This window comes from Shewanella sp. (assembly GCF_013214165.1).
Taxonomy (GTDB): domain Bacteria; phylum Pseudomonadota; class Gammaproteobacteria; order Enterobacterales; family Shewanellaceae; genus Shewanella.
Genome location: NZ_JABSSM010000001.1, coordinates 1 through 15,155 on the forward strand (window position 1 = coordinate 1; position 15,155 = coordinate 15,155).

Consider the following 15,155-nt stretch of genomic DNA (forward strand, 5'->3'; position numbering starts at 1 on the left):
CCATAAGTTTTTTGATACTTTAAACACCCCCAAGTTCAAAGTAGCGAATGCATGGTGCCAGCCATGATTAAGCCTTTCACACTAGCAATATCACACTCTAAAAAAACGAGTGCCATCCATTGTTAATTAAAAGACAGGACAGCCATATCTTTTGTCTTTTCAGTTATCCCCTACTAAGCTTTAAGTTATCTTGATTTAGCTTTTTATGAGGTAGCTTCTATGACTTCAGCTCGACGAACCCTTATCGACCCAGAATCGACTCCGTTTTATCATATAATAAATCGTTGTGTTAGAAGAGCTTACCTTTGCGGTGAAGATAAATTGACAGGTAAGAGTTTCGAGCATAGACGCGGCTGGATTGTCGAAAAAGTTAAGGCTCTTTCTGCTATCTTTTGTATCGATGTCTGTGCCTATGCAGTGATGAATAATCACTATCATCTCGTGCTGAAAATTAACCTTGATAAAGCGAAGTCGCTGTCTAACCGCGAGGTGATTACACTTTGGTGTAAGGTGACTAAAGGACATGATGTAGCGACTAAATACATGAATGGGGACACCTTAATCGAGGGCGAGCGTCTACTGCTTGATGCTCTACTCGCTGAGTGGCATGAACGTCTATCGAGTATTAGTTGGTTTATGCGCTGTCTCAATGAAGAGATAGCACGTAGGGCCAATCGTGAGGATGAATGTAAAGGCGCTTTTTGGGAGGGACGCTTTAAGAGCCAAGCCCTGCTCGATGAACAAGCACTCCTTGCCTGCATGATGTACGTGGATTTAAACCCTATCAGAGCTGGGATTGCGAACACACTTCAAGCATCTGATTATACGTCTATTCAGGAGCGTATTATCGAACTAAATACCTCTGAGAAAAACACTAAAGCAAATGATGATAAATCAGCATTAACCTCGATTGAGCCACTCCAACCACTTGCTCAATTTGATGGTGCTGCCCACCTAGCGACTCAATCAGGCATCCCATTTCATTTCTGTGATTACCTTCAACTTATCGATTGGACAGGCAGAGCCATTAGGCCTGATAAAAAAGGTTTTATTGATTCAAGCCAGCCTAAATTACTCAATGAACTTGGCATAGCACCCGAGGCTTGGATCACCTCAGCGAAAGAGTTTCGCCGCCAATACAGTGGTATTAGTGGTCGTTGGGATGCTATGTGTGCTTTCAAAAAGCGGCATAACTGTGGGCTATGGTGTAAAGGTAAAGCCAGCAGCAATGCACTTCATCCATCTCCTTAGCAAGGTCTTCGGAAAGGCCTTCGCGGCTGAAGCCGCTCCTACGTTAAAATGCTGGTCGAGAAAAGCCAAATCGAAGAGATGACTTTCTCGGAACCAGAACAGGGTGTGAACGCGGCTGCGAGCTTCCGAACGAGAGGCTGGGTGAATATGGCATAGCCATAAGCTCATGAACGAGAAGCATGGATGCTGAACTGGCCTTTTTATAGGGACATATTTTATCGAACTGGCCGTTAAACATGGATGTAGCATTTATCAAGCCACCCACGATAAATAGTGGGTCGTTCCTCCAAATATCAACTCTAACAGTTTAAGCGCTATAAAGCCTGTAGTCGTTTGATTTATATTAATTTAAAACATCAAGGTGATGTGCTTTATGCAACCACAATAAGTGGACACCCATAAGTTTTTTGATACTTTAAACACCCCCAAGTTCAAAGTAGCGAATGCATGGTGCCAGCCATGATTAAGCCTTTCACACTAGCAATATCACACTCTAAAAAAACGAGTGCCATCCATTGTTAATCAATCACATAACAGTATTAGAGAGCAACAAAATGAGGGATACGGTCAGGTTGACACATGGTCGTCCTGACCAGTATGGCGTTTATCCTGGTGCTATTTTCGGTAACCTGGTTTGATGTTCTTAAACAAAAAAGAGCTGCTCAATTGGCAGCTCAGGCTTGTACTGAATGAATAATACTAAAGTGTCGTTAAAATTTGCTATCGTTATTTGAAATACCATAACCAAGAGATATAGTCATGTTGTTAGCCGCTTCAAACTCTAAACCGGTTACCGCTTTATAGCCAATACCATGATTTTTTTCTTCACCGAGAAGTGTCCCGTGATTCGTTTCGACCATACCCACAGCTAACTCAATAAAAGGTGAAACACGTTCACTCAAGCCTAAATAATTAAATCGTGATGTCGCCCATAAGCCAAGGGCTTCATAATTTCCCGATGCATAAGTAGCAGAAAATGCTTCTTGCCCCTGAAAACTGTCATGTTCTGCGGTGCTTTCAACATAACCACTAAAGTGTGTTTTTGCATAATGAAGCGAGACTTCAGTCGCCAACAACCAGTCTTCATTTAATTGGTACTGCTTGCCAAACCCTACAAAAATCTCTGGCACTAGATCAATATCTACTTTACTTAGATCTAAATTGTCTAAGTCATTATATTGGCTAAGCCCAAAGCCAACAAAAGTATAGGGTTCGTCATCAGATGCTGCCGCAGAAAAGCTTGCTATTGTTGTGACTAAAGCAACATAACTTAAAAAATTCACCAAAGGTTTTTTCATCATTATTCCTTGTTTATTCATCTGTCTGATAAAGTAAAATATCACCGGGTTGGCATTGCAACGTTTGACAAATAGCATCGAGTGTAGAAAATCGTACCGCTTTTGCCCGGCCGCTTTTAAGCACTGATAGGTTTTGTGGAGTTATACCCACCGCTAGAGCCAAATCATTTAACTTCATTTTTCGCTTAGCTAACATCACATCGAGTTCAATAATAATAGCCACTAGATCACCAACTCTTGTTCTTGGTGTAAACTTGTCGCTTCATTCATTACCCATGCAATGACATAGATAATTAACCCTATTAATAAATATTTCAGTTCGGTTGTTCCCAAACCAATATATAAAGATAATGTATCTGAAGCACCTGAAAATCGTATCACTAAGGTAACAACAATGGGATAACATAGTTTTAGTGCAAACCAAGCCAATAAAACAGTGCCTATCTTTTTGATACATTTAATATTTTCAGCGGTAAAAATTGCCCCTCGTTGATACAAGCCGAATAACTTAAATAACGACAGGTAAATGAGTATACTCGGAACAAGTTCAGCTCCCCCTAAAATAAGTAAGCTATTAAATCCTTCATCTGTAAGTGCCTTCGCCAGATCTGACCAACTACCAGAAAAATCCACCGTCGCACCAGAAGTAAAAAAGGTAAGAAAGGTGAAACTCTCTGAGAACTGATAACCTCCTTCATTATTTTGCCCTGAAACTAATAGCAAACTAAAGATAGCTAGTTGCATCATGATAAATAATGCAACTAAAACACGCACCACTTTACAGATTTTTCGAATCTTCACTTGTTCTGACATAAAACTTAATTACTACATTTACTTTAATGAGCTTAATGTAACAGATAAGAAACAAAAAACAATGCTTTTTTACCGTAAAACGATAACTACATATTGTTTAGCGCATGCGTTCTCACGGGCAATAACACTAGGTCAACATGCTGGTATCCGTCCGGTGAGCCGTACCTAGCCTAGTTTTGCATTCCAGGGAAACAAGTCTTCTAGGCCTCGGGCTTGAGTGACAACAATCCTGACACAGGGGGCATGTTGAACGCGGCAAAAATACGAGAATATATGGGGTCGTTATGTAAATTTAATAAAGTATAAATCATATTTTTCAATGCGATATCGATTTACTCTTGGTAAAGCCGAGAATTTATAGGTTTACATAACGAGAAGAAAAATCTCTGTCTGTACAATTTGTGTTGTAACAGTACAAGCATCCAGCTATGGAACCGTTAATTCGAAAACAATACTGTCTCGTAAATCATCAAGTGTAGATTTGGCGGCGTGCTTCGGCAGCAAGGACCTTCTATGACATCTGATCCAGAGATATAAGGAATGTCGTTACGGTGTCTGGAACATACAAAACCTTGTACAACACCCGCAGCAAGCGTCAGGTAGCCATGAAGTAATGGCCTTCAAAAAGGGGATTAATAGGGTACGTGATTGGATTTTTTGCCAGCTTGAAAATCATGACAACGGCTGAAAATGTGCCGCCGTGGTTTCTCAAGATGCTCACCATAGCGTGTGAGCATCTTGTAGTATTAACCTTGTATGTCTCTGTTTAAGCCTTACTACTGTCCCAGAAATCGCTTTCTAATCAGCCATTTTCTTTTCAATTAAATAGATCAAGATATGGATAACCTTAATATGAACTTCTTGAATTCTATCGGCAAAACCAAAATGAGGCACACGAATTTCAACATCTGCTAGCCCCGCCATTTTGCCGCCATCCTTACCGGTTAGGGCGATAATGGAAATGCCCTTATCTCTGGCGACTTCAATCGCTTTTAAAATATTAGCCGAGTTACCACTGGTTGATAGGCAAAATAATACATCCCCCCTACGCCCCACTCCTTCTAAATAACGTGAAAAAATATACTCATAACCATAATCGTTACCCACGCAGGAGATATGGCTTGGATCTGAAATGGCAATCGCCGGGTAAGAAGGACGATGTTCGCGGTAACGCCCGGTTAACTCTTCGGAGAAGTGCATGGCATCACAGTGTGAGCCGCCATTACCACAGGCAAGTACCTTGCCTTCTTTTTTAAATGAATTAGCTAATAACGTAGCGGCTTTTTCAATGTTTTCTAGGTTTTTTTCATCCGCTAAAAAATCTTGTAATACTTTTTCAGCTTCTAATAATTCATCTTTGATAATTGATAAGTTCATAAAATATCTTCTTAATACTGAGCAACAAAAAATGCAGCCACTCATTGCTGATCAATAACATATCCAGTCTATAGTCATTTTTCAATGAGCTTTTACCTATAAAGCCAATTGAACCAGCTATTGGCACATTCTAAGTCGGCAATGGTTGAAATTCAGGCAGTTCTAGATAACCCCATTCATAATAAGCCAGTTATCAGTAGTCATTATTGGCACTTTGAGCCTACTCAAAAAGTACCATAGTCGTTTCTCAAGATGCGCACAATAATTTATGAGCATCTTGCAGTGTTAACCTGAGTGTCTCTGTTTATAGCTTACACTAACACTTGTCGTGTGTTTGCAATGTAGTGATGGATCTGACGTTCGGTTTTCGAGTCAATCATTTCTTCAGGTCGACAACCATTTGGGCAGGGCATATTTGGTGTGGTGCCAAAAACTCGGCAGATCAAGGGGCGCTCTTCGTACACCTTGCAACCGTTAGGCCCCAGGTGGACGCAGTTCCATTCATCTAATGCGGCTTCATGTTCAGCATTGGTTTTCACTGGCAGGCGCGACATTTCTTCCGAAGACGTCGTTACCGGTCCACAACAATCGTGACATCCTTTCACACATTCGAACGACGGAATACGTTCGCGTAGAATCGCGATTATCTCTCGGTTATTATTCATTTATACCTAACTCTTTTTACCATTCGCGATCATTATAGCGCTATACCTAATTCACTAAAAGTTGACAGCGCCTTTAAATTTACAGCTGACCAATCGTGGCAGAGCGGCCCATTACTCAGCAGCCCAAAAAACCAGAGTCAAAAACCAGGCCAACCATTATTAATCAATAACATAAGGATACAGAATCTAGCGTTAACTCTGTCTAGAATTAGAAGTAAACTTTACCTTCTTTAACAAGCCTCATCTCTCCGATTAAGGTGAAAATAGCGTAATTTTAAACACACAGCTAATTTTAGACCCAGATTATCACCTTATACGATTGAGATGGATAAGAGGGTGGCAGTGAGTCGTTTGAGATAGTAAAACGACTATGCTAACAGAAAATCAATCCCGTTAAGGTACCGTGTTAACGTCGCTCAGGGATGATGTTTATCGAGGTCCAAGTGACGAATCTCGGCTTCCAATAGCTTGTCGGTTATCCTTAGGATCTAAGTGTTTAAGGCTTGATTAGCATACTCTCACACTGTATCTTGATTTTTCTTTGAGAGAGGATAAGCAGAAAAACACCCAGCATTATTGCTATGTCTGCTACATTGAAAATTCCCGTTCGAATGGAGCCTAAACCAATATTTAGAAAGTCGATAACAGCACCATTATTAACTACACGGTCATAGAAATTACTCAGACCACCTGAAAATACCAAGGATAATGCAATTAGAGATGTAAGGTTCTGTTTTGAATTTAAAATTAAGTAAGCTAGTAAACCAAATAAAAAAACACCCACTAAAATAACCAATATCCAGAATCGAGTACCTTCTGCTAAGTTATTACCTAAGCCAAGAAAAGCACCTATATTTTCGGTGTAGCCAACTCTGAGAATGTCATTGAGGTAGCTTGTCATGTGAAATTTAGGCAGGTGTTCTGATGCCAGTAACTTAGTTGCTTGATCACAACCTACACATGAAAGGGTAACTAAAAAAATAACTAATAATCTTTTCCAAACGTCCATATTTACTCTAATCCTTTCCTAGCTACTAACGTCTTATTAGCGTTAATTCCGCTAAATACTCCATAGACAGATAACTAATCTAATCGTAAAGAGCAAACTATTCACAATGATTTTAATAAGATACCAGTAAGATTCCTGTGAAGCAATAACCATCTTGACGGGACAAACCGAGAATTATTACACTGATTATAACAAGGAGAAAAATCGGTGCCTGAATCTATTTCAGTTATAACGATACAAATTCCAGTGGCTTTACTCTCTGAAAACTTAATGCCTAGAAAGCACCTTTCGTTAAAATCTGAGTGTAGTTGCGGCACCAAGCTTCCAAAAAATGGGCGGAATTCATCCATGCATGTTACTGCATATCCTAGATTGGCACTGTCACCACACTTAAATACTTACTGACCTTTGACTAACGGGTACGAGCTAGAATGGTCATTTATTTCTCTTGACAGCGTATTCTTTGTTAAATGTCTTTGACCAGTCTACCGATAATCTCTTGTGCTTCTTTAAAACTCGCTCCGGTTTGATCACGATACAATCTAATGGCTTTAAGCTTATGCCCCAAGGTGATCGCAGTTAAGACGTCTTTGGGTACATGTAACTTTTCATCGTAAACAATGCCATTATTTTTTAGCAAGGTATCGATTTTGTTTTCGAGAAAATTGATCTTGCTTCTAGTGGCTCTTATTTCGCTATAGATAAATAAAAATGCTAACACGACAAAAATGATGAAACCTTCATCCATGATTACGCTCCCTAATGATTCATCTGACTAGATAATATGCTTGGCTAACATGAAAAGCATAACTCAATTGAAACTTAACAACTAATCATCCCACTCGCTAAGGTTTTATCGAGCTGCGCCACTTTTATCATATATTCACCTGGCCTCAATGACACTTTAAATTTTTTTGGTAATAAAAAGCCCATCAGATGACGGGCTTTTTAGCACTTAGCATTAGAGAATCTATAGCATTAATTCGATGCGCTAACCTTGCGGGCTTGATGCAGCTTCTTATAGCTTTCGATCAGCCTTAGGTGCGGCTCTATGCCCTCTAGCTTCATGCTGGTTTTGGTCAATCCGAAGAACTTAATCTCACCTGTGACTGAGCCAACCACGTTACTCATGGTGTCTTTACCGAACATTCTATTGAAGTTATCAATATAATGTTCCAGTGCCAATTCTTCATCTAGGCTAACCTCAAGCACGGCATGTACGGCTTGATAGAATAGGCCGCGCGCTACCGTATTGTCATTGTACTGCAAGAACTCGCCCACAAGCTCCATGGCGTCTTCAAGCTCACCCAAGGCAAGGTAGATCAGAATCTTGAGTTCAATAATAGTGAGCTGACCCCAAGGGGTATTGTCATCAAATACGATGCCAATCAAGGTAGGAATATCGGTTTGATTATCGAGTTGACTCTCTTCGAGACGCTCGACCAGGCTGGTTAACTCATCAGCAGTCAGCGAATGGAGATTTAAAATATCTTCGCGATAATTGAGTGACTTGTTGGTGTTGTCCCAAATAAGATCTTCAACTGGGTACACTTCTGAGTAGTCCGGCACCAAGATGCGGCACACTGAGGCACCAAGCTCAACAAATTCTGCGATGTAAGCCTCTTTGCCTATATCTTTTAATATGCCAAATAAGCTCTCAGACTCCTCTTGGTTAGTCCCTGAGAAGTCCCATTCGCAAAACTCATAGTCATGCTTGCTACTAAAGAAGCGCCAGGAAATAACCCCGGTCGAATCAATAAAGTGATCGACAAAGTTTTCAGGCTCTGTGACCGTCATGCTATCGAAGGTGGGTTTAGGTACGTCGTTTAAGCCTTCGAAGCTGCGCCCCTGTAATAACTCAGTCAGGCTGCGCTCTAACGCGACTTCTAAACTAGGATGAGCACCAAAAGAGGCAAATACCCCTCCCGTTCTCGGGTTCATCAAAGTGACACACATGACCGGAAATTGGCCACCGAGTGACGCATCTTTTACCACAACAGGAAAGCCCTGTGCTTCTAGGCCTTCGATGCCTGCTAAGATACTTGGATACTTTTGCAGCACATCCATGGGCACGTCTGGCAAGATGATTTCTTGCTCAATGATCTGTCTCTTGACCGCGCGCTCAAAAATCTCAGATAAACATTGCACCTGAGCTTCTTGCAGGTTATTGCCCGCGCTCATGCCATTACTCAAGAATAGGTTTTCAATCAAATTCGAGGGAAAGTACGCTGTTTTACCGTCAGAGTGGCGAACATAGGGAATCGCACATATGCCACGTTCAACCATGCCCGAGTTGGTATCAATGAGATTAGAGCCACTGAGCTCACCATCTGGATTGTAAATATCTAAACAATATTCGTCTAAAATACCGGACGGTAGCGCGTCGTCTTCTTCTAATTGAAACCATTTTTCATTGGGATAATGAACAAACTCACTGGTTGCGATATCGGAGCCGAAAAATTGATCGTTATAGAAGAAGTTGCAGTTTAGGCGTTCGATAAACTCACCGAGTGCAGAACAAAGCGCGCTTTCTTTGGTTGCACCTTTACCATTGGTAAAACACATGGGCGATGCGGCGTCACGTATATGCAGTGACCACACATTAGGGATTATGTTGCGCCACGAAGATATCTCTATTTTCATGCCAAGATCGGCTAACATGCCGGTCATGTTGGCGATGGTTTGTTCCAGTGGTAGGTCTTTGCCCAAGATGTAGGTGCTAGTATCGCCATCGGCTTGCCCCATCAACATGGCATTAGCGTCTTGGTCTAAGTTTGCAACCGGTTCAATTTTAAACTCTGGACCTGTTTGTACCACCTTCTTCACGGTACAGCGATCTATAGAACGTAAGATGCCTTCTCTATGTTTATCTGCAATGTCATCTGGCAGCTCGACCTGTATTTGGAAAATTTGGTTGTAGCGATCTTCAGGGTCGACAATATTGTTTTGTGACAGTCGGATATTTTCCGTTGAAATGTCACGGGCTTTACAATAGACCTTGACAAAGTAGGCCGCACAAAGGGCTGACGATGCTAAGAAATAATCGAAAGGGCTGGGAGCTGAGCCATCGCCTTTATAGCGAATAGGCTGATCGGCGGTGACGGTAAAATCATCAAACTTTGCTTCCAGTCTAAGATTGTCGAGAAAATTAACTTTGATTTCCATTAAATATGTCCAGATACGTGCGCTGTCAATCGGCGAGCTTGTCTTAATTGCAGAGAATTATCGGTGTTTTTAGCGCAATAGTCTTGGGTTAATTACGAAAATGACTCAAATAAGCGCGTTTAGAGAAAAACGGTGTATTCAAGGTAGAAACTTACCTGTGATTTTCGCCTTGAAAAACACATATACAGACCCCCTTTTTTCCAAGACCAAAGCAAGCCACAGTAAAAATGCAACCGGCTCTCATGCTAAGTCTGACAATTTTTGTAACATATTCCACTCGACTAACGCTTCGCATAAACGCCTTCAGCTGTCACAATCCGCCACATAGCAATAACATAACCTCATTAGCAGTAACACAATGGCAATCATAACGACATCTAAAGCTCTAGTACGTCCCTTGCTCTCTACTATTCTATTAGCCTGCACATTTTCAGTTTTAGCAGGGACCAGTCAGCAATTTCATATCGATATTCCTAGCCTCGAACAAGGCGTCACCATAGATGGACGGCTCGATGAGCCTCAGTGGCTGTTGGCGGCAAGTACTGAGCTTATATATGAAACTAGCCCGGGCGAAAATATTGCAGCGCCCGTGGCGACTCAGGTCAAAATTTTCGCCACACAAACCAGTCTATTTGTCTCATTTGTCGCACAAGACCCTGACTCCAGTGCCAAGGGCAACCTTATCCGCGCCAACATCACCGACCGCGACGCTCTTTGGGGCGATGACTTAGTCGGCATCAAGCTAGACACCTTCAATGATGAGCGACTCGCTTATCAGTTCTTCGTTAACCCCTATGGCGTACAGATGGACTCCATAGAAAATGAGCTTACCGGTCAAGAGAGTAACGCCTGGGATGGGATCTGGCACAGCAGTGCCCGAAAAACCGATACTGGCTACCTGGTAGAGATGGAGTTGCCCTTAAGGCTGTTCAATTTCGATAGCAAGCTGGACGTCCAGACTTGGGGCATTGAGTTTATTCGTTTTTACCCGAGAGATAAGAGCCATAGATTGTCGACTCACTCCATTGACAGAAACAATAACTGCCAACTCTGCCAGTTAGGCACGGCGACAGGCCTCAGCGGCATAGAGTCTGGCCAAGCTCTACAGCTCACACCGTCACTGGTGATGAGCAGAAACAGTCAGCGAGATTTAGATCCGTTAGAGGATTGGAGTAATGACAACAAGATAGAGCCCGGACTGGATATTCGCTGGGGGATCACTCCAAATACCTTACTGAGTGCCACCATAAACCCTGATTTTTCTCAGGTCGAGGCCGATGCGGGCCAACTGGATATTAACAGCACCTTCGCCCTCTTCTATCCGGAGAAACGCGCCTTCTTCCTCGATAACAAGGACTACTTCGATACTCAACTGCAGCTACTGCATACCCGAAATATTGTCTCACCCGACTATGGAGTCAAGCTCACCAGCAAGGTCGATAACCACACCTTCGCCCTGATGGTCACTAACGACACTAAGACTCACTTTTTGATACCGGGTAACCTGAGCTCAGATATCGCCAGTATCTCTGAGGAAAGCCATAACCTTGCGGGACGATACCGAGCCGATTTTGGCAGTGAGCTTTCCATCGGCGCGCTCGTCACAGCCAAGCAAAGCGATCAATACCATAACTATGTCGCCAGTGGTGATGTGAAGTACCAGCCGACACAACAAGATACCTTGACCGCTCAATATGTATTCTCGACCACGGAATATCCCGATGACCTGTATAAGGAATTCTGCTCGGAAGATACCTGTATTCCCGACAACTCATGTGAGTTGGGTGATTGTGGCATCAATGAGCGCGTGTTGCGAACCCAACTAGATGATGAGATCGGTGATGACTTGTATCGACTCAAATACGTCCATAAACGCCGTAACTGGTTTGCCTTCACTCAATATGAATCGATAGGTGACGATTTCAGAGCCGACCTAGGTTTTATCAGCCGAGTCGATGTGACTAAGTTGGTCGCGGGTGGTGGCTATATCTGGTACCCCCTTAATTCCAGCTTCAACCGTATCGAACTCAGTGGCGATTGGGACATCAGCCACAATCAAGCGGGCGAGTTAATCGAAGAGGAGACTGAGGCCAGAATAGAGTTTGAGGGCTCGATGCAAAGCTTCACCGCCATTGGCTTTGTCAATCGAGACCGTGTCGGCAGACGCCATGATGCGTCGAGCCTGGCCATCGAAGGTAACACGCAGATGTTTACCGAAAATGTTGGCTGGCTCTATTCAGAATTTACTCCTTTGAGACAAGTCAGCATAAAACTGGATGCCGATTACGGCGACAGCATAGATTATAGTAACGACCGACTAGGCACTCAGCTGTTTATCAGCCCTGGGGTCGAGTGGAATATCACCGACAGCGTATCTCTGGACCTATCCCATATGTATCGCAGCTTGGATGTTGATGATGGCGAGCTGTTCACCGCTAACTTAACGGACGTGCGCCTCAGCTGGTATTTCAATATCAACAACTTCATTCGCATCTCGAGTATCTATACCGATATTCAACGCGATCCCAGTTTATACCTCTACAGCACACCAAAAGAGAGCGAACAGAGTCTGGGCAGTGAGATCCTCTACGGTTATAAGCTCAACCCACAGAGTGTATTTTACCTAGGGTATTCAGACGGTATGCAGTCAAACGACAATATCGATTCTCTGACGAGGGATGAGCAGACCTACTTTATGAAATTAAGTTATGCCTGGCTGCTCTAACTCGTGAGTGAATACAGTAGGAAATGAGCAAGCCTCATACACGTCATAAATCTGAGTTACGCCGGGCCGCTCTAACTCGTGAGTGGATACAGTAGGAAATGAGCAAGCCTCATACACGTCATAAATCTGAGTTACGTCTGGCTGCTCTAGCTAGTGAGTGAATACAGTAGGAAATGAACAAACCTCATACACGTCATAAATCTGAGTTACGCCGGGCTGCTCTAAATTGTAAGACTAAGTACAATAAGATGAGCAAACCTCATACACGCTATGAGGCTGAGTTAGGTCTGGCTACTCTAACTTATGGCTTATAACTTGCTGCTTGCTGCTTGCTGAAATTTGTCACTAAGACGAGTAAGAAAGCGGCTTACTTGCTAAAAAGCAGCCATTTTTGTTACTCTTTTTCGGTGGCCCATGTTGTAAACAATCTGACTCTACAATTAGATATTCATCCCAATGAAACACTTATCTCCAAAAAAATCTCCCCCTTGTCAGATATTTCAATCGACTAAAATTAACGCTAAACCTCAACAAAACTTAGGGTCGAAACTAATTCTCGGTAAAATATCAAAATATTTTTCTAGATAACCACCTCAGATTCAACATTGCGTTTACCCCTAACAAACAACACCTTACAATATAGGCACCCCTAATTGTAACGCCTAAAAAAATCCGTGACTGACGCCTCACTTGGGAAATTAAATTTGATAGTTACAGCTCTAACCATTAGAGTTGTAATTAATTGAACGTTCAATTAATAAGTTAAAACACGGGGTTTTGCTTTTTTATGTCCAGGCCGCCAATGAAAACAGTGAGACAACAACAGCTAATCGACGCAACTTTGATCTCAGTTGAACGTCATGGTTTACATCACACCACAATTAATACCATTAGCTTTCTAGCCGGCACATCATCCGGACTCATCAGTCACTATTTTGGTGGTAAACAGGGTCTGATAGAAGCAACACTCAAGCATCTTCTCGACCAGCTTAAACAGGCTTTGTTGAGTCGTACCTCGGGTAAAAGTCTGACATCAATCGAACGTTTGTGCATGATTGTCGACGCTAACTTTACCGAGTTTCAACGTTCAACCCCGGCCACTAAGACCTGGTTAAGCTTCTGGTCTCAGGCGGTGCACGAACCAGGTTTGGCTAGGCTGCAGCACATCAACAGCCAACGTCTATATAGCAACTTACTGTTTTCTTTCAAGCAATTACTCCCTAAATCTGAGGCTATAACGGCCTCAAGACAGACCGCGGCTATGATTGACGGGTTTTGGCTACGCAGCGCATTAAGCGCATCCCCCGAGAAAGAATTCGAGCAAGCCCCATTATTATGTAAAGCCTTTATTGAGGCTGTGATCATCCAGCATGGAGAACATCAATGTCATTAGTTGTTTATCAAAATTATGTCCACGGACACTCTCTCTCCAATGACACAGGTGAAACCTTCGAAGTCATTAATCCGGCGACCGGAGAAGTCAGCTATTTAGTTGAAGTCGCCGATGAAAAAATTCAGCAAGCGGCCATAGAAAGTGCCAAGACAGGTTTTGCCATCTGGTCAAAGATGACCCCGATGGAACGTAGCCGCATTCTATTAAAGGCCGTGGCGATTCTGCGAGAGCGCAATGACGAACTTGCCGCAATCGAAGTACAAGATACGGGTAAGCCTTGGCAGGAGGCCTCTGTGGTCGACGTGGTTACTGGTGCCGATTCCATCGAGTTTTTTGCAGGACTAGCGCCAAGTATCGAAGGCAATCAACAGCAAGTTGGCGCAGATTTCTATTACACCCGCCGTGAGCCTTTAGGGATCTGTGCCGGTATTGGCGCATGGAACTATCCTTTGCAAATAGCCTGCTGGAAGTCGGCACCGGCACTGGCCTGCGGTAACGTGATGATTTTTAAGCCGTCTGAAGAGACGCCCCGAGGGGCAATTAAGCTGGCCGAAGTGTTCACTCAGGCAGGCGTTCCCGATGGCGTGTTTAACGTCGTTCAGGGGGATGGCCGCATTGGTGCCTGGCTTACTACCCATGAGGATATCGCCAAGGTCTCCTTCACCGGAGAAGTCGGTACGGGTAAAAAAGTGATGGCCGCGGCAGCGGGCTCACTGAAACAAGTGACCATGGAGCTCGGCGGCAAGTCACCTCTTATCATCTTCAACGATGCCGATGTCGACAATGCGGTATCTGCGGCCATGTTAGGTAACTTCTACACTCAAGGTGAAGTCTGTACCAACGGCACTCGGGTGTTTGTCCAGCAAGACATTTACCCCAGCTTTATCGAGAAACTGCTTGAGCGCACACAGAAGAATATGGTTTGCGGTGATCCTATGGATCCGGCCACCAACTTTGGCGCCCTCATTTCTAAAGACCACCAAGCAAAAGTGCTCGAGTATATCGAGATAGGCAAGGCAGAAGGCGCACACCTGCTTACAGGCGGCCATGCCTTACGACCAGAAAATGCCCCCAATGGCTTCTTCGTCGCCCCCACCATCTTCACCCAGTGCACCGATGAGATGACCCTGAGCAAAGAGGAGATCTTCGGCCCTGTGATGTCGGTACTGACCTTTACCGATGAAGATGAGGTGATCAGACGCGCTAACGATACTCGTTTAGGCTTAGCCGCTGGGGTCTTTACCCAAGACATCACCCGCGCCCATCGCGTTATCCATCAACTCGAGGCTGGGATCTGCTGGATAAATGCCTATGGTGCCTCTCCTGCTGAGATGCCCGTCGGTGGATACAAGATGTCAGGCATAGGCCGTGAAAACGGCAGCGAGACCCTGAAAGCCTATACTCAAATTAAAGCTGTGTATGTCGGTATGCAGCCACTGGAAAGCCCGTTTTAAGACAT

At 43.5% G+C, this 15,155-nt stretch carries 12 protein-coding genes; 4 read left to right on the forward strand and 8 right to left on the reverse strand.

Going from position 1 to position 15,155, the window contains the following annotated elements:
- The first annotated feature begins 219 nt into the window (after positions 1 to 219).
- Positions 220 to 1,251 (forward strand): transposase, encoded by a 1,032-nt coding sequence (locus tag HRU42_RS00005; RefSeq protein WP_295027811.1) that lies wholly within the window; start codon positions 220 to 222, stop codon positions 1,249 to 1,251.
- A gap of 710 nt (positions 1,252 to 1,961) precedes the next feature.
- On the opposite strand, the gene HRU42_RS00010 is transcribed toward HRU42_RS00005, so the two are convergent.
- From HRU42_RS00010 to HRU42_RS00045, 8 genes are all read right to left on the reverse strand, one after another.
- Positions 1,962 to 2,549 carry an outer membrane beta-barrel protein gene (locus HRU42_RS00010; RefSeq protein ID WP_295027813.1) on the reverse strand — a complete coding sequence of 196 codons (588 nt, stop codon included), beginning with the start codon at positions 2,547 to 2,549 and terminating at the stop codon, positions 1,962 to 1,964.
- A gap of 13 nt (positions 2,550 to 2,562) precedes the next feature.
- Entirely contained in the window at positions 2,563 to 2,772 is a 210-nt protein-coding gene (locus tag HRU42_RS00015; RefSeq protein WP_295027815.1) for a helix-turn-helix transcriptional regulator, read from the reverse strand.
- Positions 2,772 to 3,362, reverse strand: coding sequence for a DUF2975 domain-containing protein (locus tag HRU42_RS00020; RefSeq protein WP_295027817.1), 591 nt, complete (start codon positions 3,360 to 3,362; stop codon positions 2,772 to 2,774). The genes HRU42_RS00015 and HRU42_RS00020 overlap by 1 nt, the downstream gene beginning before the upstream one ends.
- Before the next feature lie 798 nt (positions 3,363 to 4,160).
- Positions 4,161 to 4,739: a D-sedoheptulose 7-phosphate isomerase gene (lpcA, locus tag HRU42_RS00025; RefSeq protein ID WP_295027819.1), complete on the reverse strand. Its 579-nt coding sequence runs from the start codon at positions 4,737 to 4,739 to the stop codon at positions 4,161 to 4,163.
- A 311-nt stretch (positions 4,740 to 5,050) separates the two neighbouring features.
- Positions 5,051 to 5,404: a YkgJ family cysteine cluster protein gene (locus HRU42_RS00030; RefSeq protein ID WP_295027821.1), complete on the reverse strand. Its 354-nt coding sequence runs from the start codon at positions 5,402 to 5,404 to the stop codon at positions 5,051 to 5,053.
- Between the two features lie 496 nt (positions 5,405 to 5,900).
- Positions 5,901 to 6,413 (reverse strand): signal peptidase II, encoded by a 513-nt coding sequence (gene lspA, locus HRU42_RS00035; protein WP_295027823.1) that lies wholly within the window; start codon positions 6,411 to 6,413, stop codon positions 5,901 to 5,903.
- 466 nt (positions 6,414 to 6,879) lie between these two features.
- A complete protein-coding gene (locus tag HRU42_RS00040; RefSeq protein WP_295027825.1) occupies positions 6,880 to 7,161 on the reverse strand; it encodes a hypothetical protein in 282 nt (93 codons plus the stop codon).
- 230 nt (positions 7,162 to 7,391) lie between these two features.
- On the reverse strand, positions 7,392 to 9,578 hold the full coding sequence (locus HRU42_RS00045; RefSeq protein ID WP_295027827.1) for an OsmC domain/YcaO domain-containing protein: 2,187 nt from the start codon (positions 9,576 to 9,578) through the stop codon (positions 7,392 to 7,394).
- A 358-nt stretch (positions 9,579 to 9,936) separates the two neighbouring features.
- Between HRU42_RS00045 and HRU42_RS00050 the strand changes: the two genes are divergently transcribed.
- The 3 genes from HRU42_RS00050 to betB all read left to right on the forward strand — a co-directional run bounded on the left by HRU42_RS00050 (position 9,937) and on the right by betB (position 15,150).
- Positions 9,937 to 12,303, forward strand: coding sequence for a DUF5916 domain-containing protein (locus HRU42_RS00050; RefSeq protein WP_295027829.1), 2,367 nt, complete (start codon positions 9,937 to 9,939; stop codon positions 12,301 to 12,303).
- Between the two features lie 787 nt (positions 12,304 to 13,090).
- A complete protein-coding gene (gene betI / locus HRU42_RS00055) occupies positions 13,091 to 13,696 on the forward strand; it encodes a transcriptional regulator BetI (protein WP_295027830.1) in 606 nt (201 codons plus the stop codon).
- Positions 13,687 to 15,150: a betaine-aldehyde dehydrogenase gene (betB, locus tag HRU42_RS00060; protein WP_295027832.1), complete on the forward strand. Its 1,464-nt coding sequence runs from the start codon at positions 13,687 to 13,689 to the stop codon at positions 15,148 to 15,150. The genes betI and betB overlap by 10 nt, the downstream gene beginning before the upstream one ends.
- Positions 15,151 to 15,155: the final 5 nt, after the last annotated feature.